The sequence below is a fragment of the Pseudomonas sp. BF-RE-21 genome (genome assembly GCF_019947305.1).
Lineage (GTDB): Bacteria > Pseudomonadota > Gammaproteobacteria > Pseudomonadales > Pseudomonadaceae > Aquipseudomonas > Aquipseudomonas migulae.
In genome coordinates, this window is record NZ_JAGYGF010000012.1 from 86,773 (window position 1) to 107,042 (window position 20,270).

Consider the following 20,270-nt stretch of genomic DNA (forward strand, 5'->3'; position numbering starts at 1 on the left):
AGCCAGCTTGCTGGCGAAAGCTCTGGAAACTTACGTCGATCCTGAGGCCGCCATCGCTGGCAAGCCAGCTCCTACAAGGGAATGCGTTTCATGTTGGAACTGCGTTTTCAGCATTCGCAGCCGATGGCAGCTGGCCGTTGCACCTCAGTGCTCAACTCAAACCCTTCATCCAGCCAACCGGTCACTCCGCCGATCATTTCCTTGACCGGATAGCCCAGAGCCGCCAGTTTCACCGCGGCCTTGTTGGCACCATTGCAATGCGGCCCGGCGCAATACACCACGAACAGCGTGGATTTCGCCCAGGTTGCCAACCCTTCAGCAGTCAGCAGTCGTCCCGGAAAATTGATCGCGCCCGGCACATGACCACGCTCAAACGCCAGCGGACCGCGCACGTCCATTAGCACAAAATCCACTTCACCTGCCTGCTGGCTGCTGTGGACGTCGGAACAATCGGTCTCGAAGGTCAGACGGTTGCTGAAATGCATCAGGGCAATGGCCGATGGGGCGGCGGGAATGTTGCGGACCAGGCTGGTCATGAGCGGTACTCCAACGTGTTGGTGGGTGTGAGAAGACTTTATCCGCCGTGCACTTGCGGCTAAAGTGGCGCACAAGACACCTACCGGGAATTTTCCGCCAAATGCAACCCAACCCTGGATTAGTCGCGATTCTGGCCTACGACGGCCTCTGCACCTTCGAATTCGGCATCGCCGTGGAGATCTTCGGCCTGGCGCGCCCGGAGTTCGATTTCCCGTGGTACGAGCACCGGATCGTCGCCGTGGATCAGGGCCCGATGCGCGCCATGGGCGGCATTCAGGTGCTAGCCGATGGCGGCATGGAACTGCTCGGCGACGCCCGAACCATCATCATTCCCGGTTGGCGTGATCGCAACGCTGCGGTGCCTGAAGCGTTGATCACCGCCCTGCGCCAGGCCCATGCGCGGGGCGCACGGTTGCTGTCGATCTGCTCAGGCGTGTTCGTCCTGGCAGCGACCGGTTTGCTCGACGGTCACGGTGCCACCACACACTGGCGCTACACCTCGGAACTGGCGGCGCGTTTCCCGAACATCCTGGTGGACCCTGACGTGCTCTACGTCGACTCGGGCCAACTGATCACTTCGGCGGGCAGTGCTGCTGGTATCGATGCGTGCCTGCATCTGGTGGCACGGGATTTCGGCACCCAGGTGGCCAACTCGGTGGCACGACGGCTGGTGATGTCGCCGCAACGCACCGGCGGCCAGGCCCAGTTCATTCCGACACCGGTCAGTCCTACGCCGCGCAGCGATCTTTCCCGCGTGATGCAGTGGGTTCGGGAGCGTTTGCATGAACCGCTGGAGGTCCGCGACCTGGCCAGCGAGGCGGCCATGAGTGAGCGGACATTCCTGCGTCGGTTTACCGAAGCCACAGGCATGCCGCCCAAAGCGTGGTTGCAGCATGAACGCCTGGCGCGGGCCCGTGAATTGCTGGAGAGCACGAGCAGAAACACCGACCAGATCGCCGAGCAGTGTGGTTATCGCTCGGTGGAAAGTTTCCGGGTGGCGTTTCGCAACGTGGTCGGCGTGCCGCCGTCGGTGTATCGGGAGCGGTTTGGGCGGGAGGCCAGCACGACGGTTTGAGGTGCATTCAAGGGCCTCATCGCGAGCAGGCTCGCTCCCACAGGGGGCCGTGGATATTGGAGATCTACTGTGGGAGCGGGCTTGCCCGCGATGACGTCAGGTCAGACACCGAATCTCTCAAGGCTTGCGCAGCAGGTACGTATCCATAATCCACCCATTAGCCAGCCGCGCCGCCTTGCGCACTCGCTCGATCTCGTCCGCCACGTCCTTGAGCTTGCCGCTGATGAGGATTTCATCCGGTGTCCCCAGGTAAGCCCCCCAGTAAATCTCTGTCTCCTGATCCGCCACCTGATGGTAGGAATCTTCCGCGTCGAGCATCACCACCAGGCTGTCGGCATCGCTCACCTGCCCTGCCGCCAGCCGGCGGCCCGTCGTGATTTCGAATGAGCGCCCAATCCGGTTCAGCGGCACTTTATGCTGGGCTGCCAATGCCTGAACGCTGGTGATACCGGGGATCACGTCGAACTCGAAGACGCAGCGGCCGGACGCCAGAATCGCCTGCAAGATCCGAATGGTGCTGTCGTACAACGCCGGGTCGCCCCACACCAGAAATCCGCCACACTGGCCGTCGGACATTTCCTCATTGATCAGCCGTTCGAAGGTCAGCTGCTTGGCAAGGTTCAGGTCTTCCACACTGGCCTTGTAGTCCACCTCTCCGCGCTCGCGCTCCGGGCTGTGGGCTTCAACGAAACGGTAGGTGTGATCAGTGATGTAGCGCTGGCAAATCTCACGGCGCAGGTCGATCAGTTTGTCTTTGCTCTGGCCCTTGTCCATGAGGAAAAACACATCGACGAGGTTCAGAGCCTTCACGGCCTGCATCGTGATGTAGTCGGGGTTGCCGGCACCGATGCCGATGACCATCAGTTTTTTCATCAACAGGCTCCCTCAAGGTCTGTGCCCAACACACGTAAGCGCCAGCGACCATTGAAGCGCAATTCGATGGCTGACAGCGGTTCGACATCGATCAGATTGAACGCGGGACTTTGCAGCACATGGGTCAGCGCGGCGCGAATGACAAAAGGGTGGGTGATGGCAACGCTGTGCCCCGGTGTTGCCTCCAGAGTTTTCAGCCAGGCGGCCACCCGCTCGCCGAGTTGCGCTACCGACTCGCCACCGTGAGGCGCCGAACGCGGATCATCGAGCCAGGCCTGCAAGGTCTCGGGTTCGGAACGCTGCAGGTCGTCGATCCGCAAGCCATTCCAGCGTCCGAAATCACAATCCCTCAGCGCCTCGACAATCTCCACGTCATCGGCGAACAACCCGGCGGTTTGCCGGGTCCGCAATTCCGGACCGCAGAACAGGCGCGATGCCTTCTTGAGTCGGGAACCCAACGAACCTCTTGCCAATTGCCAATCCATCTCCACCGGCTCATCCGTAGGAAAACGCGCCAATTTCTGTGCGACGGTTCGAGCGTGGCACATCAGGGTCAAACGGGTCGCCTGCACGAAGGATCACTCGGTAAAGGAAAGGAAAACAGCGTCACGCCGCCAAGAATCACGCAATTGTGCCGTAAGAAACACGATTGGGGGCTTTTCGTTTTACCCCTTGTCAACGCTTGTCGCCCTTAAAAAACCGCTATCTCCGACACCCCTGTAAGCGAGGACCTACAAGGCTGAGCGACTTTGGTGTAGCCCCCGACATACGGGCATTTCGCCCCATTTTGGAGCCAGAAATGACCGCGCAAAAATTCACTAGACATGGGGCGATCGTTCCATAAATACTGCCGTAACGGCTAATCTAAACAACACCTTCATCCAGCAGGAGCCCGGATGCCCGCTTCCAGCAACATGCAACACCGCCTCCGCACCCAGAACCCGACCGACAGTGTCAGCATGACGCTGCCTGCGGCAAGCAGCGACTGACTGGATAAGAAAAAGAGTGGCGCCTGGCAAACAGCATCAAGCGACCGCCGATTCAATGCGTGGAAACCGACAGTGATAGTCAGGTTCGTGCCAACCGCCGAACCCTTTGATACAGGAGTGCATCCATGCTGGTCTTACGCCCAGTGGAGTTAACCGACCTGCCCCAGTTGCAGCGACTGGCGCAAGAAAGCCTGGTCGGCGTGACGTCCCTGCCGGACGACACCGAACGCTTGCGCGAGCGGATTCTCGACTCCTGCGCCTCGTTCGATAAAAACGTGCAACAGCATGGCCCGGAAAACTACTTCTTCGTGCTGGAGGACCTGACCACCCGGCACCTCGCGGGCTGTTCGGAAATCCTCGCCACTGCCGGTTTCGGCGAACCCTTCTACAGCCTGCGCAACCGACACTTCACCAGCGCCTCGCGGGAGTTGAACATCGAGCACGGCGTGCCGGCGCTTTCATTGTGCCACGACCTCAGTGGCCACACCTTGCTGCGCGGGTTTCACATCGATGCGGCACTGGTGCGCACACCGTCCTCGGAATTGCTGTCACGGGCGCGCCTGATGTTCATCGCCGCGCACCTGCCGCGCTTTGCCGAAGCGGTCATCACCGAAATCGTCGGCTTCAGCGATGAAGAAGGACGGTCGCCGTTCTGGGATGCACTGGGCAAACACTTCTTCGACCTGCCCTACACCGAGGCCGAGCGGCTTTGCGGGCTGGAGAGCCGGACATTTCTTGCCGAACTGATGCCGCAATATCCGATCTACGTGCCGATGCTGCCCCAGGCCGCACGGGACTGCATCGGCCGTATTCACCCCGACGGCCAGGAGGCCTTCGATATCCTTGAACGCGAGGGGTTCGAGACCAACAGCTACATCGACCTGTTCGACGGCGGCCCGACCCTGTATGCACGTCTGGCCAACATCCGCTCTATCGCGCAAAGCCAGAATGGCACCGCCACACCGGGCTCGACCATCGATGCCCGCGGACGCTATCTGGTGAGCAACGATTCACTGCGAAACTATCGCGCCATCGTCGCCGATCTGGACTACACCGCCGGGCAACCCGTGGTCCTCAGCGCCGAGATGTGCGAGGCACTGAATGTCACCGACGGCAGCCCGATCCGGGTGATCGCGCTGTGAGCATCCTCGCGTCCAGTGCCCAACGACAGCGCTCGAGCCTGCGCGTAGAAGGAGCTGCATCATGATTGTCCGTCCGGTCCAGATCACCGACCTGCCCGCCCTGTTGGCGCTGGTCCGGCAGGCCGGCCCCGGCTTTACCACCCTGCCCGCCAGCGAGGACCGCCTGGCGCACCGGGTGCGCTGGGCGCAACGGACTTTCGCGGAACAGGTTGAACGCGCCGATGCCGACTACCTGTTCGTGCTCGAAGACGACGATCAGCAAGTGGTGGGTGTCAGCGCCCTGACAGGGGCCGTTGGCCTGCGTGAGCCCTGGTACAACTATCGAGTGGGACTGACAGTCAGTGCGTCACCGGATCTGGGCATCCGGCGGCAAATCCCGACACTGTTCCTGAACAACGAAATGACCGGGCAATCGGAGATTTGCTCCCTGTTCCTGCGTCACGATCAACGCCACGGCAGTAACGGTCGATTGTTGTCGTTGGCGCGCTTGCTGTTTGCTGCCGAGTTTGCGCACCTGTTCGGCGAGAAGCTCATCGCCGAACTGCGTGGCAGCGCCGACGAGCAAGGCTGCTCGCCATTCTGGGACAGCCTGGGCCGGCACTTCTTCAAGATGGACTTCAACCATGCCGATCACTTGTCGGGGCTGGGCAGCAAATCGTTCATTGCCGAACTGATGCCACGCCAACCGCTGTATACCTGCCTGCTCACCGAACAGGCCCAGGCCGTGATCGGCAAGGCTCACCCGAATACCGAACCGGCATTGAAAATCCTTACCGCCGAAGGTTTCACGCACAAGGGTTACATCGACATCTTCGACGCCGGCCCGGTCATCGAAGCACCGCTGTCGAAAATCCGCACGGTGCGCGACAGCCAGGCGCTATCGCTGGTCATCGGCACGCCAGACGACCAGGCGCCGGTCTGGCTGATCCACAACCGCCGACTGGAAAACTGCCGCATCACCGCCGCCCCTGCCAGGCGGGTGGGCAACAGCCTGATCGTCGACCGGCTCACCGCCAAACGCTTGCAACTGCAACCCGGCAACTCGGTACGCGCGGTGCCGCTGCTCAATCAACAGCAGCAGGCTGCGGCGGCTTGAAGCAACCTCACGCCTCTCAATGGCGGTTTCGATCAGGCCCGCTCTGCAAATTCGTCATCATTCTTCCCCCCTTAGCGTGATAGCCTTTTGTTTTTTCGGCGTTGACACTTTTGCTCAAGCCCTTCCATTCCATTGGTGGAACTCATATGTCCAGGCTTTCACATCAAGATTTGCGCCGTAACTTCCGTGAACTGTTCGCTTCCAAAACCTGCTATCACACCGCATCGGTTTTCGACCCGATGTCGGCACGCATTGCCGCAGACCTGGGTTTTGAAGTGGGGATCCTGGGTGGTTCCGTCGCGTCGCTACAGGTGCTGGGTGCACCCGACTTCGCCCTGATCACCCTCAGTGAATTCGCCGAGCAGGCCACTCGCATCGGCCGTGTCGCCCAATTGCCGGTGATCGCCGACGCCGACCATGGCTACGGCAACGCCCTTAACGTGATGCGCACCATCGTCGAGCTCGAACGTGCCGGCATCGCCGCCCTGACCATCGAAGACACCCTGCTGCCGGCGCAATTTGGCCGCAAGTCCACCGACCTGATCGGTGTCGCCGAAGGTGTCGGCAAGATCCGCGCAGCGCTGGAAGCCCGGGTCGACTCGGAAATGGCCATCATCGCCCGCACCCACGCGGGCATCCTGCCGGTACAGGAAATCATCAGCCGCACCCAGCAGTACCAGAAGGCCGGTGCGGACGGGATTTGCATGGTGGGCGTGCGGGACTTCGACCACCTCGAACAGATCGCCGAACACCTGAGCGTGCCACTGATGCTGGTCACCTACGGCAACCCGCTGCTGCGCGACGACAAACGTCTGGCGGAGCTGGGCGTGCGGGTCACCATCGACGGTCATGGCGCTTACTTTGCGGCGATCAAGGCGACTTACGACAGCCTGCGCGAACAGCGGCAGATCCTCACTCAGACCTCGGACTTGAGCGCTACGGAACTGACGCATACCTATACGCAGCCTGAGGAATACATCCGTTGGGCAGAAGAGTTTATGAGTGTTAAAGAGTGACATTCAGTCGAGTCTGGCGTCGTCATCAAGGTGACGCCAGGCATCAACTTATTATAAATCCCCCTCACTACACCCAACTATAAAACCCTCTTAAGTCAGTTCCATCACAACACTTACACACAACCACTCACATTCATTTACAGCTACAGCCTTGCCCTGCATCACCAGCAGTGCAACTATCTTTACGTCACTACGACAACAAAACCAACCCATTATTATTTTGCGAGACCACCATGAAAACAACAACCAACAACTGGTGTAGCACCCCGCTATTTCACGCTCAAACCAACATCATCAACACATCGACACATAAACTTACTGCACTGTCTTGCATGTCCGGATATACACCTCGCCTCAACGTGGGCAATATCCACGAAATCAAACGTTACTGGCAATTGACTGAAGCACCGCAATCTATTAAGTAACACTACCAACACGTCCGACCAAGTGCTTGGCTTTCGTAGTTTGCAACGCCAGCCCCCCCTACTAAATCAAGTTTCAACGTCTAACCACCAAAGTCTCAATACACACATTTTTTTCCAGCAAAAGCCTGTACTGCACGCCCGATCGCTGATGGCGGCTATACGCCCACATTCACTCACACACTTTGAGTCAATGGATACGCCTATGATCAAGACCCTTATCAGATCAGACCTTCATCCAGAACAAATTATTAACACTCTCAAGACACTGGATCTGACCACCGAAGTAAAACACTTAGCCGCTTTATTGCATCAGAAAACTGCTGACGACCCCGAACTGTCCAGGGGAGCAGCAATCTTGAGCTCAACCAACATCCATACCGGAACGTTGACTTTGTACTATAACGCAAGTGGCAATATCAGCTTGAAGGCACCTGACAATGCCCCTGTTTCACCGCAACTCTATACGGTGCCGGGTAACAGCATTCTGTTCGCAATCAATGCGCAGTCGTATCGCGTTCAACTTTACGAAGTGGCGGATGACTACCTGATACTCGGACCACAAGTCACGGTCGACGCGGATAACCCCCTGCTCATCGACGGCACAAAAGTTCTGTTTGACAGCAATCCAACAGGGAACGGGCACCCAGCGTTTATCGGCAGCCTTAACTTTCCGGATAAGAGTGCCGATATCCGTGTTTTCGAACGCAGGTCATTACGCAAATGTGCCTGGTTCCCCCACGACAAAAGTGCCGCACATTATCTGGTCAGTCTGGAACTGCTTGAGGCCGTACAAGACCCAGATTCTAGCAAAGTGGCTGAAGAGTTGATTTATCACTATCACCCCGCAGTTGCGTGGAAGGCGTTCCAGCTCATATATGGCGCTGATCCCTGTAACGCTCGGAGATACGTGCCGCAATTGCGGAAGCTGCAAAATACTCATCTGAACCGTTTGCTTGACCAGCACCTGGATGAAGTCGCATGAACCTGAAGACTTTTATCGAGCGCATAGAAGGGTACGATCCGGATCGTGACAAACCACAAATCATTGCCGACCTGCGCGAGCTCGCTACCCACAAAACATTACTGAGCGAGCATCTCTACAACACCCTCCAACGCGACGGTTACAGCACCAAAAACAGTTTGTATAACGCCTACGCCTTTGTGCTGCATTACTCGGATGCCTACACCGTCCGCCTGGGTTTCTGGGCTCCAGTGACGAGCAAGGATGAGAGCGAAACGTTCATCTACAACTTGAACCACACCCACGATTTTGAGATTTATGCGGTGGGTTACAGCGGCGACGGCTACACCACCGTTATACGCAAAATACTTGATCAGGCGCCATTGCGTGTGGGTATCCGACCTCCCTTAGGCGACGAAACAACACTTAAACTTGCCCAGGACGAAGTACTGCACATGCAACCTTATTACGAAGTACATCGACAACTGCCGCCCCAGTGCATGTCTTCCTCACTAAGCCTGATCATTCATGCTCAGCCGTCAACAACCTCCGCCCAGGCCTGGTGTTTCGACGAGGACTACCTGCCGACCTATCCCGGCATTGCAACGCAGGAAACAGCGTTCTACGAACAGACGTTGTCGCTGCTGGGTCTGGAATAGTCAGATTGAGAATCGGCGAGAACTCGTTTGTGCGGTTCGGCGAAGGCAGCGGTTTAAAACGTAAAGGATGTCCCCGGTTTCTACCGACCGAAGCCCGCTCCCACATGGGGATTTGTGCAGGCTTTCAAACCGGGTCGAACAGTTCGTGACGAGGCTCGCCCTCGCCGCTACAGATGACGCGATTACGACCGGTAGTCTTGGCCTGGTAAAGCGCCTGATCGGCGTCGTTGAGCCAGAGCGTCGCGTCTGTGTGCGCTTGGGTGAAAGCGGCCAGGCCGATGCTCAGGCTGACTTTCAGCGCCGGGCTCTGTTCGTAACTGAGAGTGGCGAAACGATCCCGCAGGGCATCCATGGCCGCCGCGGCGCTGCCGAGCGCAAGGTCCGGGAGAATCACACAGAACTCGTCACCGCCGTAGCGGCCGGCCACGTCAGTCGCCCGAAGGTTCTGTTTGAGCACCTTGCTCAACTGCCGCAAGACGATATCGCCGGCGACATGCCCGTAGGTGTCGTTGATGGCTTTGAAGTGATCGACGTCGATCAACGCAATAGCCCCACCCCGATTCTGGCGTTTACAGCGCTGGAATTCGACTTCCAACTGGTCCTTCCAGGCACCATGGTTGAGCAGGCCGGTGAGGCTATCGGTGCGACTCAGGGCGAGCAATTCGCGCTTTTGCCGGCCAAGCGTGGTGGCCTGGCGAAAGCAGATCCAGCCCAGCGCCAACGGATACAGACACAGCAAGGGTAAACAGGCGTACAGCTGCAGCTGACTGGTTTCAGGAATGAAGGCCGGCGCAAACAGAAAGTATCCGACGCAAACGCCCAGAAGTTGCGCAACCGTGCCCACCAGCAGGAATCGCAAACCGCCAATGGCCACATTGTTCATCGCCATCATGGCAATGGTGGTTGCGCTGGGCAGCGGATTGAATTGCATGGCGGCGACCCAGAAGCCGCCGAGAAAGGCATCGACCAGCAGGTTACGGTGTTCGGCGTGGTAGGGAACCTTCGCCCGACGCGCCCATTGGTAGGCCACGTGTGGCCAGAAGATTCCGTTGAAGAGCATCATCGCCCAGACCCACAATGGCGGATCAAGCGGGTACATCGCGGCGGCCACACACACCAGTCCCGCGGCTAGCCCCAGGCTTCGCGATGCATAGAGCCTCCTGGCCAGTGAAAGTCCTTTTCCTCCCGTTTTTCCCATAAGGCCTCTGTACCGCTGAACGGAACCTGATCACACCTGGGGTTGCGGGTGTGCTCGAAGTCTAACAGGGCAACGTCAAATAGCCATCACCGGCCAGCAGTCTGAATACCGCGGTATAGACAGGAGGCGAGCCCCAAATGTTTGGCTATACCTGAAGAGACAAATAACGAGAAAAAAAGGAGGCCCATGCAGACTTTCCAAGTGTTGATCATCGGCAGCGGTTTCGGCGGCCAGTGCGCGGCGATCAATTTGCTCAAGGCCGGCATCGATGATTTTCGTCTATTGGAACGTCGGGACTTCTTCGGCGGCACCTGGTGCCAGAACACTTACCCCGGCGCCGCCGTCGATGTGCCCTCGCCGCTGTATTCGCTGTCCTTTGCGCCCTATCGCTGGACGCAAATGTTCGCCGAACAAGCCGAATTGCACCGCTACACGCAGCACGTGGTGGAGCAGTTCGGCCTGCGCGACAGGGTGGAACTGGAGGCGAACGTCGAACGCGTCGAATGGGACGACGACGCCAAACGCTGGGCGGTGCACACCGCGAGCAAAGGCACGTTCTACGCGCAGTTCCTGATCAACGCCACAGGGCCGCTGAGCCAGCCCGTCGTCCCACGCTTCGAGGGCCAGGAGCGCTTTCAGGGCAAGACTTTTCATACCAACCATTGGGATCACGCCTACGACTATCGGCATAAACGCGTCGCCATCGTTGGCAGTGGCGCCAGCGCGGCCCAGGTGATTCCGGCGATTGCTCCGGACGTCGCGCATTTGCATGTGTTCCAGCGCACACCGCACTGGGTGCTGCCACGGGGCGACCGCACTTTTGGGCCTTTCCAGCGCTGGTTGCTCGGCCTCAAACCCGCCTACAAGCTGCTGCGCTGGATGATCTACTGGCAATTCGAAACCCGGGTGATTGCCTTCAAATATTCGAAACCGGCCATCCGCATGGTCCAGCAACACGCCCTGCGCTTCCTCAAACGACAAGTGCCCGACCCTGAACTCAGACGAAAACTGACACCGGACTACGCCATCGGCTGCAAGCGAGTCATTGTTTCAAGCACCCTGTACCCGGCACTCGGCCGCGACAATGTGACCTTGCACAGCCGCGAGCAAGGCATTGCCGCCATCGACGAAACCGGCATCGTCACGCAGGACGGGCAGCACATCGACGTGGACCTGATTGTCTGGTCCACCGGTTACGACGCCACTGACGGCGTCATTTCCTACCCGGTCAGCGGAAAAAACGGCAAGCAACTCAGGGATTTCTGGGCGACCTACCCTCGCGCCTACCTCGGCACCAGCCTGCCGGACTTCCCCAACCTGTTTATCGTCACCGGCCCCAACACCGGCATCGGCCACACGTCGGCGCTGTTCATCATCGAATCGCAGATGAATTACATCCTCGACTGCATTCGCACGTTAAAAGAACAGGGTTTGCGCAGCATCGAAGTACGCCCCGAGGCAGAACGTACCTACACTGAAATGATCCACCGGGAGATGGAACGCACTGTATGGAAGTCAGGAGGCTGCCACAGTTGGTATCAAAGCAAGAGCGGTCATGTAATCGCCATGTTTCCGGGGTTCAGTTTCAGCTACCACCGATTGACCCGGGCACTGAAACCCGCCGATCACATGCTGTCCTGATCAGAGAGAAGGGAGACGCCTGATGCTTTTGTTGGTTGTCGCTATCGCAGTTTTCGCGGCCTGGAGCTGGTTGAGCTACCCGGCCATCGGTTATTGGCTCTATGACTTGAACATGGCGGCCGAAGCCAAGCTGTATCGGCTACACAAAATCGTCGTGCCCATCGCCGAAATGACCGTCTCGACCTGGCAAGGCGGGCCTTATGAAGCATCAAGCAGTGTGCTGATGCTCCACGGCTACAGTGCCGACAAGAACATCTGGCTGCGTTTCGCCCGGCACTTTGTCGGCACCTACCGGGTGATCATCCCCGACATCGCGGGGCATGGCGAAACCGGCTTCAAGGCCGGCGGCGGTTATGACATTCCCTTGCAGGCCAAACGAATGATCCAGTTGCTCGACGTCTGCGGCGTCGAGAAGGTCCACGTGATCGGCAACTCGATGGGTGGCTACATGGCGGCCTGGCTCGCAGCCACCTACCCGGAGCGCATCGCGTCGGTCGCGCTGATCGACCCGGCCGGTGTCACCGCACCCGAAATCAGTGACCTGGAACGCCACCTGGCCCAGGGGCACAACCCGTTCCTGGTTCACTCCCGAGAAGAATTTCGGCGCTTCTACGCCATGACCATGGCCGAACCACCGTGGGTGCCCGGCGTGGTGCTGGACGCCATCGCCCAGCGTTATGAACAGTCCCGGGATGAGTTGGCAGAAATCTTCAGCGACTTTCGCGCCAGCCCGCCGATGGAGCCAAAACTGCCCGACATCAAGTGCCCGGCGCTGCTGCTGTGGGGGCGCAAGGACCGCTTGATCGATGTCAGTAGCGTGGCGATCTGGAGCAAAGGCATCGAGGATCTGCGTGTAGAAATCTGGGACGGCATCGGCCATATGCCGATGGTCGAAGAGCCAGGGAGCACGGCGCGGTTATATCGGGAGTTTTTGGCATCCCAACGCTCGGAAAGCCCTCAGGACCAGAGGATGCATTGAGCAAGCAGTCCTTGAAAGAATGAAGTCCGTAAGATTCTTCGTTTGTCGGCGACGCTGAAGGCTGCGATCTTTTCCGCATCCTTTACGTCACCGCGCCAGGAATTTTTTCATGAGCCACCCGAGCTTTGTCAGCCCTGACCTGATCCGCCAACGCTTCTCCAAAGCGATGTCCGACATGTACCGCGAAGAAGTGCCGCTGTACGGCGCGCTGATGGAACTGGTGGAACAGACCAACCGCCATGTACTGGAGAATGACCCGCAGATCGCCCGGCAGTTGAACAGCACCGGTGAAATCCAGCGTCTGGACCTGGAGCGTCATGGCGCCATCCGCGTCGGCACCGCCGCTGAACTGGCCACCCTCGCCCGGCTGTTTGCGGTGATGGGCATGCAACCGGTCGGCTATTACGACCTGACCCCGGCCGGCGTGCCGGTGCATTCCACGGCGTTCCGCGCGGTGCATGAAGCCGCACTGCAGGTCAGCCCGTTTCGAGTGTTCACCTCGTTGCTGCGTCTGGAATTGATCGAAGACCTTGAGCTGCGCGCCTTTGCGCAATCGGTGCTGAATAAGCGCTCGATCTTCACGCCAAAAGCATTGAACCTCATTGATCGTGCCGAAACCGAAGGTGGCCTCACCGAGCCCGAGGCCCAGGACTTCGTCGAGCAAGCGCTGGAAACCTTCCGCTGGCACCACAGCGCGACGGTCACCGCCGAGCAGTACCAGAAACTCAGCGCTCAGCATCGCCTGATCGCCGACGTGGTGGCGTTCAAGGGGCCGCACATCAACCACCTGACGCCGCGCACGCTGGACATCGACATCGTGCAGGCGCAAATGCCGGCCCACGGCATTACCCCTAAAGCGGTGATCGAAGGCCCGCCCCGCCGGCAGTGCCCGATCCTGTTGCGTCAGACCAGTTTCAAGGCGCTGGACGAGCCTGTCGCCTTCACCGATCAGGCCGAAAGTCGCGGCAGCCACAGCGCTCGTTTCGGTGAAATCGAGCAGCGCGGCGCGGCGCTCACGCCTAAAGGACGAGCGCTGTATGACCGTTTGCTCAATGCTGCTCGCGACGAACTCGGGGACTTCCCCAACGAAGGCAACGCCGCACGCTATAACGCGCTGATGATGCAGCATTTCAGCGAATTCCCTGACACCGTCGAGGGCATGCGCCTACAGGAACTGGCGTACTTTCGCTATTTCGTGACGGAGAAAGGCGTCGGAGCGCCGGCGCTTAAATCCTCGTCTCTGGAAGATCTGCTCAGCGGAGGCTATTTGCGGGTTGAACCGCTGGTTTACGAAGATTTCCTGCCGGTCAGCGCGGCGGGGATTTTCCAGTCGAACCTGGGGGATGCTGCACAAACTCACTACGGCGAGCATTCGAATCGGCAAGCATTCGAGCAAGCCCTGGGACGATCGACCATTGATGAGTTGGGGTTGTATGCCGAGACGCAACGGCGCTCGATCGAGGAATGCTTCGCAACGCTCCGTTAATCCCCCCTTGTAGGAGCCGGCTTGCCGGCGATGGGGCCCTTGGATTTGTATTGCTCTTCAGGGCCTTATCGCCGGCAAGCCGGCTCCTACAAGGTTCGTGGTTATTTCAGCTTCGTCAGCAGCGCTTCAGCCGCCGCCTCGGACGACGCCGGATTCTGCCCGGTCAGCAGCAGACCATCGGTCACCACATAACTCGCCCAGTCATCCCCCTTGGAATAAATCCCGCCCTTCTCCTGGAGCATGTCCTCCACCAGAAACGGCACCACATTGGTCAGTTGCACCGCCTCCTCCTCGGAGTTGGTGAAACCGGTCACACGCTTGCCTTTGACCAGCGGTTGGCCATCCGCGCCCTTGACGTGACGCAACACGCCCGGCGCATGGCAGACCAAAGCAACCGGCTTGCCCGTCTTGTAAAACGCCTCGATCAATGCGATCGAAACCTTGTCTTCAGTCAGATCCCACAACGGGCCATGCCCGCCCGGATAGAAAACCGCATCGTAATCTTCGGCTCGCACGCTGCCGAGCAACGCGGTGGACGCCAATGCGGACTGGGCTGCAGAATCCTTGCGAAAACGCTCCGTCGCAGCGGTCTGCGCATCGGGCTCATCGCTTTTGGGGTCCAGTGGCGGCTGGCCTCCCTTGGGCGACGCCAGCGTCAGCTGAGCGCCGGCGTCTTTGAAAGCGAAATACGGTGCCGCGAATTCCTCCAGCCAGAAGCCGGTTTTCTTACCGGTATTACCCAATTGATCGTGGGACGTCAAAACCATCAGGATTTTCATGTCGCGCTCCTTGAATGTGGGAAATGTACGGTTTTCTCAGCGCAGTTTTGACCACCCGGCTGCGCAGTTCGTTGCACTTGTTACACGGGTTCTCTCAGTGATGGCCAACCGCCTTGATGCGCAAGAAGTTGCGCAATCGACCGAGCAAATCCTCCGGTTTCACTGCACAACATCCGGCTAATCAGGGCCTCCAGCCGAGTGCGCAAGAAGTTGCGCAGTGCTGCGCAACTTCTTGCGCACATTACGCGTAGATCCTTGCGCGGCGTTTCAAAAACAGTCGCAAAACCATCTCAAAGCTTTGTTTTATATGGCTTTTATCGTTTATGGCACGGACCTTGATAACAGTCATGCACCCACCGGGCGATACCGCCTCCCGGGCACCTTTATTTATTCAGCAAGGAGAGCATCCATGGCAACACCAGCGTACATGTCCGTCACTGGCGAAAAACAAGGCCTGATCACTGCCGGCGCCTTCACTGCCGACTCCGTTGGCAACACCTACCAGGAAGGCCACGAAGACCAGGTCATGGTTCAGGCTTTCAGCCACGACGTGATCATCCCGCGTGACCCGCAATCCGGCCAACCGACCGGTCAGCGCGTACACAAGCCAGTCGTGATCACCAAGGTCTACGACAAGGCTTCGCCTCTGCTGCAAGCGGCTCTGACCTCCGGCGAGCGCATGAGCGAAATCGTTATCCAGTGGTTCCGTACTTCGGCTCAAGGTACTCAAGAGCACTACTACACCACCAAACTGGAAGACGCGATCATCGTCGCCATCAACAACAAAATGCACAACTGCCAGGATCCAGGCAACTCGCACTTCACCCACCTGGAAGAAGTGCAGTTCACCTACCGCAAAATCACCTGGACCCACGAAGTATCCGGTACTTCGGGTTCCGATGACTGGCGTGCTCCAGTCGTTTAATTACGGCTGATCGTTACAAGCATCGGCCAGCTCTGCTGGTCGATGTTGTTTACGCCCCTCCAGAATTTCGCGTGCGTTGATCCGCTTTGCGGTTGTCGACGAACGCCGCTCCACAGCACGAGGAACAAGGGATGTTCGCGCCGGCCAATCAGACTCACTTTGCCCTGACCATCGAAGGTCTTTCCAGCGACTTCCAGGTTTTATCCCTGCAAGGTCGGGAAGCCATCAGCCAGCCGTTTGTGTTTGAGGTGGAACTGGTCAGTGAAAAGCCGTCCCTGGACCTCGAAAGCCTGCTGCACAAACCGGCCTTTTTGCAGCTCTCGCCCGACGGCAGCGGCATTCATGGCCAGATCTATCGCGCCGCCCAGGGTGATTCCGGCAAACGCCTGACCCGCTACGCGGTGACCCTGCGCCCGCAACTGTCCTACCTCGCGCACCGCATCAACCAGCGCATCTTCCAGAACCTCACGGTACCGAAAATCATCGGCCTGGTCCTCGAAGAGCACGGCATTCAGAGCAATGCCTACCAATTCAAAGTCGGGGCGATTTATCCCGAGCGCATCTACTGCGTTCAATACGATGAATCGGACCTGCAATTCGTCCAGCGCCTGTGCGAGGAAGAAGGTATCCACTACCACTTCGAGCACAGCGCCACGGCCCACAAACTGGTGTTCGGCGATGACCAGACGGTGTTCCCGAAACTCGCGCCCGTGGCCTATCAGCAAGATTCCGGCATGGTCGCCAGCGACCCGGTGATCAAGCGCTTCGACCTGCGCCTGGAAACCCGCACCAGCCGCATCACCCGCCGCGACTACGACTTCGAAAAACCGCGCATCAACCTCGAAAGCGAACACCGTGGCGACGCCCTGCCCGACCTCGAAGACTACGACTACCCTGGTCGCTTCATCGACCGCGAACGCGGCAAGCACCTGGCCAAACGTGCCCTCGAACGTCACCGCAGCGACTTCCAGCTGGCCGAAGGCAAAAGCGATCAGCCGTTACTGGTCAGTGGCCATTTCCTGGCCCTGACCCAACACCCGAAAGCTAAATGGAACGACCTGTGGCTGCTGACCGAAGTCCTGCACGAAGGCAAACAGCCGCAAGTGCTGGAAGAGTCGGTCACCAGCAGCACGACCAACCTGAAAGACGACTTCCATCAGGGTTATCGCAACCGCTTCCAGGCCACCCCGTGGGACGTGCCGAACCGCCCGCCGCTGACGCAGAAGAAACCGCGCATTCTCGGCAGCCAGAGCGCCGTGGTCACCGGGCCCAAAGGTGAAGAAATCCACTGCGATCAGTACGGCCGCGTCAAAGTGCAATTCCACTGGGACCGCGAAGGTCAGGCCGACGACAAGACCAGCTGCTGGCTGCGCGTCTCCTCTGCGTGGGCCGGTGCGCACTACGGCGGCATCGCCATCCCGCGAATCGGCATGGAAGTGCTCGTCACGTTCCTCGAAGGCGACCCCGACCAGCCGCTGATCAGCGGCTGCCTGTACCACAAGGAAAACGTCGTCCCGTACGCCCTGCCGGCGAACAAGACCCGCACCACCTTCAAAACCCTGAGTTCACCGGGTGGCGCAGGCTTCAACGAACTGCGCATCGAAGACAAGAAAGGCCAGGAACAGATCTTCCTCCACGCCCAGCGCGACTGGGACGAAAACGTCGAACACGACCAGAAGATCCGCGTCGGCAACGAACGCCACGACACCGTGGAGAAGAACAGCTACAGCGAATTCAAGGCCGAAGAACACCACACCGTTTATGAAGACCGCAAAGTCGAAGCCCGCGCCAACGACCACCTGACCGTGGGCGTGAACCAGCACATCAAGATCGGCACCGGGCAATTCATCGACGCGGGCCAGGAAATCCACCTGAGCAGCGGCATGAAAATCGTGCTCGAAGCCGGCAGCGAACTGACCCTGATCGGCGGCGGCAGCTTCATCAAGATCGATGCAGGTGGCGTCACCCTGAGCGGGCCGGCGATCAACATGAACTCCGGTGGCGGACCGGGCAGCGGGACGGGGGCGGCGCCGATATTGCCGGGGCCGTTGAAGCAGGCGGATGCGGATAAGGCCGGGCAATTGCTGGTGCCCGCGCAGCGCCAAGCGTTGATGCAGAAGAAGCCGATCTGCGCGATTTGCGAGAAGGCCAAACTGGAGGCGCAAAATGCTTAAGTCCGACTGGACGCTGGAAAACGGATTGCCCCAAGGCCTGCCGTGGAATGGCACCGTCGGATTGTTGCTGGATGGCGTCAGCGTCGAGAAACTGCCCCAGCACCTTTATCAATGGTCGGATGACCCGGTGTTCGAGCCGCTCTACCTCGGCACACAGTGGGCGGAATTGGGCGACGTCTCGCCGTGCCTGGTTCAGATAAATGCACAGAACAACCCCATCCTCGCGAAGTTTCTCGCCGAGCCCCGCCAAGAGTGGGGCTACCTGGTGTTCAGCGATCAACCCTGGACACAAATGGTCGAGCACTTCCGCTGGCTGACCAGCGTCATGCACCCTCAGGGTGAAGAAGTCCTGCTGCGCATCGCCGACCCAGCAGTGGCCCACGCATTGCTCAGTCACGCCGAGAGCATCAAGGACCCTACCCTGTTCGGCCCCTGCTCGCAGATCGTCGCCGCCGACGCGGCATTGGGTTGCTGGCACATCAACCAGCGACCGGGCAAAGCCCCTGAGCCGAACCACAGCAAACGCTATCGCTTGAGCGACGAGCAACTCAGCCAACTGGATGAAGTGAATTTCCGCAGCATCGTCCTGCGTCTCGACCAGCACATGCACGAATACTTCCCGTCCTATCAGGCACAATCGATGCCGCTGCACCGCTGGGAACACCTGCACGCACTGGCCTCGACCTCCTACGATCGCGGCTTCAACAGCGAACTCGACATCACCCTCTACGCCAACATTCACGGGTTCCTCGGCGAGCGAGCGCTGGAGGAGCATCCGGACCTGGATGCAATACTCAAGACCCCGTCGGAACAAACGCCCGCTCAGAGACTCGAACGGGTCGCTGATATTGCCCAGGAACGGGCCGAAACCCTGCACAGGAATCAAGGATGACCACGCCAACATCGGCCGGCAAAAGCCCAAACAACGTTGCAAAAAGCCAGGACGACGGCAAGTGCTCCCTGGGTGGCTGCCCCCTGATGAAGGCCAAGATCCAGCTCATCCCGCTGCGTTATGGCCTCGTCGAACGGCTCGACCCATCCAGTGCATTGGCGATGCCATACAAAACCACTTCCCGTCCACTGGGCATTCGCTTGATCCGCGACGGCTGGCTCTACGTCATCGTCGACAAAAAACCTCAAGCCGTCATGCACGAATACCGCATCCAGAACGGCATCGTGACCCAACTGCTGTGGGAAAAAGGCGAAATCACCGCCAACAAACGCGAAAGCAACGTAGGCGAAGCCGTGTTGGTCTTCCCGCGTTCGAGCAAGCTCTACGTCAACTACTCCGAAGTGCAATGGACCGCCGCCAAATGCGCGCAGGTCATCAAGCACAAGTCCGAGCGTGAATACTTCATGCAGGCAGTGGACCTGACCAAGGCTGATCCGGAGAAAGGCGCGGCTAATCTGCTGACGCCGAGTCAGGCGGAGAAGTGGATTGCGGAAGTGGCGGAGCAGCCGAGCAAATCACCGGCAGCTGCAGGGGCTAAACCAGAGGAAAGCAAAGACTATCTCTGGGAACAAGCGTCGCACTTCAAGAAAACTCAGCTGGGTGCGCTGAAAAAACAAGTGAACGCGGAAAACGAGCGTGATCACCTGTACCTGGTTGTGCAAGACGATTTAGGTGTTCTGCGCGACCTTGCCGAGCATCAGGATTTGGTAACTGGCTGGATCAGTGACTGGAGTGACGCTGAGGCCAATCAAAAGAAGTATGTGTTTGGTTGCTACATCGAATCGTTGTACACCGTTACGACCGCAAATCTCTCCAATGCCGCAAAAGCAGATCCTCGCTTCGCAAAGCTTAATGACGAGACAAGCCCTGAGCAGCGACAAAACATCGTCGACTACGTGAATGTAAAAAACCAAACACAATGGTCTGGTGTAGGTACTCATAAAAGTGCTATCACCACTGCAAAAATGCGGATGCGCACAAATCTTGGCCCCCTGTATCCTCGTTACGAGGATCTGATTGAATCAATCGAAGATAATGCTGATGATGCACTTAATGGCGCCAAGATGGGGCAACAAGGCATCAATGACCTGATTGACCGCCCTGCAATGGAGGCATTCCTTAAACAACAAAGGGCTCAACTCAATCGTTGGAATAATCGTCTCGACCTAATCACCGACGATCGAATCAAGCTAGTTTGCGAAGGTCGATTCTATCGTTCCGCCTGGTATTATGACCCAAACTTCAGCAACCAATTGGAAAGCTCCTTGAGTGCTGAATATGCATGCATGAAAGATATTTGTCGAACCGACAAAGCTACCAAAGCAATTGCAGACCTAATAGAAAAATAGCCTGGCTTTACCGT

At 58.5% G+C, this 20,270-nt stretch carries 18 protein-coding genes; 13 read left to right on the forward strand and 5 right to left on the reverse strand.

Annotated elements, in window-relative coordinates:
• Window positions 1-107 precede the first annotated feature (107 nt).
• Complete coding sequence (locus KGB25_RS11460) at window positions 108-536, reverse strand: rhodanese-like domain-containing protein (protein ID WP_223434986.1); 429 nt, start codon at window positions 534-536, stop codon at window positions 108-110.
• A gap of 101 nt (window positions 537-637) precedes the next feature.
• Here KGB25_RS11460 and ftrA point away from each other — a divergent pair, with 101 nt between their 5' ends.
• Entirely contained in the window at window positions 638-1,612 is a 975-nt protein-coding gene (ftrA, locus tag KGB25_RS11465; protein WP_223434987.1) for a transcriptional regulator FtrA, read from the forward strand.
• Window positions 1,613-1,729: 117 nt separating this feature from the next.
• Here ftrA and cobF read toward each other — a convergent pair whose 3' ends face one another.
• Window positions 1,730-2,485, reverse strand: a complete 756-nt coding sequence (gene cobF, locus KGB25_RS11470; protein ID WP_008044931.1) for a precorrin-6A synthase (deacetylating) — start codon at window positions 2,483-2,485, stop codon at window positions 1,730-1,732.
• Window positions 2,485-3,057, reverse strand: a complete 573-nt coding sequence (locus tag KGB25_RS11475; protein ID WP_223434988.1) for a histidine phosphatase family protein — start codon at window positions 3,055-3,057, stop codon at window positions 2,485-2,487. The genes cobF and KGB25_RS11475 overlap by 1 nt, the downstream gene beginning before the upstream one ends.
• Window positions 3,058-3,599: 542 nt before the next feature.
• Here KGB25_RS11475 and KGB25_RS11480 point away from each other — a divergent pair.
• From KGB25_RS11480 to KGB25_RS11500, 5 genes are all read left to right on the forward strand, one after another.
• Window positions 3,600-4,616: an arginine N-succinyltransferase gene (locus tag KGB25_RS11480; RefSeq protein ID WP_223434989.1), complete on the forward strand. Its 1,017-nt coding sequence runs from the start codon at window positions 3,600-3,602 to the stop codon at window positions 4,614-4,616.
• Between the two features lie 61 nt (window positions 4,617-4,677).
• Complete coding sequence (gene astA / locus KGB25_RS11485) at window positions 4,678-5,712, forward strand: arginine N-succinyltransferase (RefSeq protein ID WP_008026743.1); 1,035 nt, start codon at window positions 4,678-4,680, stop codon at window positions 5,710-5,712.
• 146 nt (window positions 5,713-5,858) lie between these two features.
• Entirely contained in the window at window positions 5,859-6,728 is an 870-nt protein-coding gene (locus tag KGB25_RS11490) for an oxaloacetate decarboxylase (RefSeq protein ID WP_008026744.1), read from the forward strand.
• Window positions 6,729-7,355: 627 nt separating this feature from the next.
• Window positions 7,356-8,135 (forward strand): hypothetical protein, encoded by a 780-nt coding sequence (locus KGB25_RS11495; protein ID WP_008044921.1) that lies wholly within the window; start codon window positions 7,356-7,358, stop codon window positions 8,133-8,135.
• Entirely contained in the window at window positions 8,132-8,773 is a 642-nt protein-coding gene (locus tag KGB25_RS11500) for a transposase (RefSeq protein ID WP_223434990.1), read from the forward strand. The genes KGB25_RS11495 and KGB25_RS11500 overlap by 4 nt, the downstream gene beginning before the upstream one ends.
• A 124-nt stretch (window positions 8,774-8,897) precedes the next feature.
• Here KGB25_RS11500 and KGB25_RS11505 read toward each other — a convergent pair whose 3' ends face one another.
• Window positions 8,898-9,971, reverse strand: a complete 1,074-nt coding sequence (locus KGB25_RS11505; RefSeq protein ID WP_008026745.1) for a diguanylate cyclase — start codon at window positions 9,969-9,971, stop codon at window positions 8,898-8,900.
• Window positions 9,972-10,157: 186 nt separating this feature from the next.
• Here KGB25_RS11505 and KGB25_RS11510 point away from each other — a divergent pair, with 186 nt between their 5' ends.
• The 3 genes from KGB25_RS11510 to KGB25_RS11520 all read left to right on the forward strand — a co-directional run bounded on the left by KGB25_RS11510 (window position 10,158) and on the right by KGB25_RS11520 (window position 14,077).
• Window positions 10,158-11,612: a flavin-containing monooxygenase gene (locus KGB25_RS11510; protein ID WP_223434991.1), complete on the forward strand. Its 1,455-nt coding sequence runs from the start codon at window positions 10,158-10,160 to the stop codon at window positions 11,610-11,612.
• Between the two features lie 22 nt (window positions 11,613-11,634).
• Window positions 11,635-12,591 carry an alpha/beta fold hydrolase gene (locus tag KGB25_RS11515; RefSeq protein ID WP_008044917.1) on the forward strand — a complete coding sequence of 319 codons (957 nt, stop codon included), beginning with the start codon at window positions 11,635-11,637 and terminating at the stop codon, window positions 12,589-12,591.
• A 109-nt stretch (window positions 12,592-12,700) separates the two neighbouring features.
• Entirely contained in the window at window positions 12,701-14,077 is a 1,377-nt protein-coding gene (locus KGB25_RS11520; protein WP_223434992.1) for a VOC family protein, read from the forward strand.
• Between the two features lie 101 nt (window positions 14,078-14,178).
• On the opposite strand, the gene KGB25_RS11525 is transcribed toward KGB25_RS11520, so the two are convergent.
• Window positions 14,179-14,856: a type 1 glutamine amidotransferase domain-containing protein gene (locus KGB25_RS11525; protein ID WP_223434993.1), complete on the reverse strand. Its 678-nt coding sequence runs from the start codon at window positions 14,854-14,856 to the stop codon at window positions 14,179-14,181.
• A gap of 409 nt (window positions 14,857-15,265) precedes the next feature.
• Between KGB25_RS11525 and KGB25_RS11530 the strand changes: the two genes are divergently transcribed.
• The 4 genes from KGB25_RS11530 (at window position 15,266) to KGB25_RS11545 (ending at window position 20,256) form a co-directional block, all read left to right on the forward strand.
• Window positions 15,266-15,781, forward strand: coding sequence for an Hcp family type VI secretion system effector (locus KGB25_RS11530; RefSeq protein ID WP_007919523.1), 516 nt, complete (start codon window positions 15,266-15,268; stop codon window positions 15,779-15,781).
• 131 nt (window positions 15,782-15,912) lie between these two features.
• The gene (tssI, locus tag KGB25_RS11535) at window positions 15,913-17,955 is read left to right on the forward strand and encodes a type VI secretion system tip protein VgrG (RefSeq protein ID WP_223434994.1); all 2,043 of its coding nucleotides are present in this window, start codon (window positions 15,913-15,915) and stop codon (window positions 17,953-17,955) included.
• Entirely contained in the window at window positions 17,948-18,847 is a 900-nt protein-coding gene (locus tag KGB25_RS11540; protein WP_223434995.1) for a DUF4123 domain-containing protein, read from the forward strand. Before tssI ends, KGB25_RS11540 begins: the two co-directional genes overlap by 8 nt.
• Window positions 18,844-20,256 (forward strand): toxin VasX, encoded by a 1,413-nt coding sequence (locus tag KGB25_RS11545; RefSeq protein ID WP_223434996.1) that lies wholly within the window; start codon window positions 18,844-18,846, stop codon window positions 20,254-20,256. The genes KGB25_RS11540 and KGB25_RS11545 overlap by 4 nt, the downstream gene beginning before the upstream one ends.
• Window positions 20,257-20,270 lie beyond the last annotated feature (14 nt).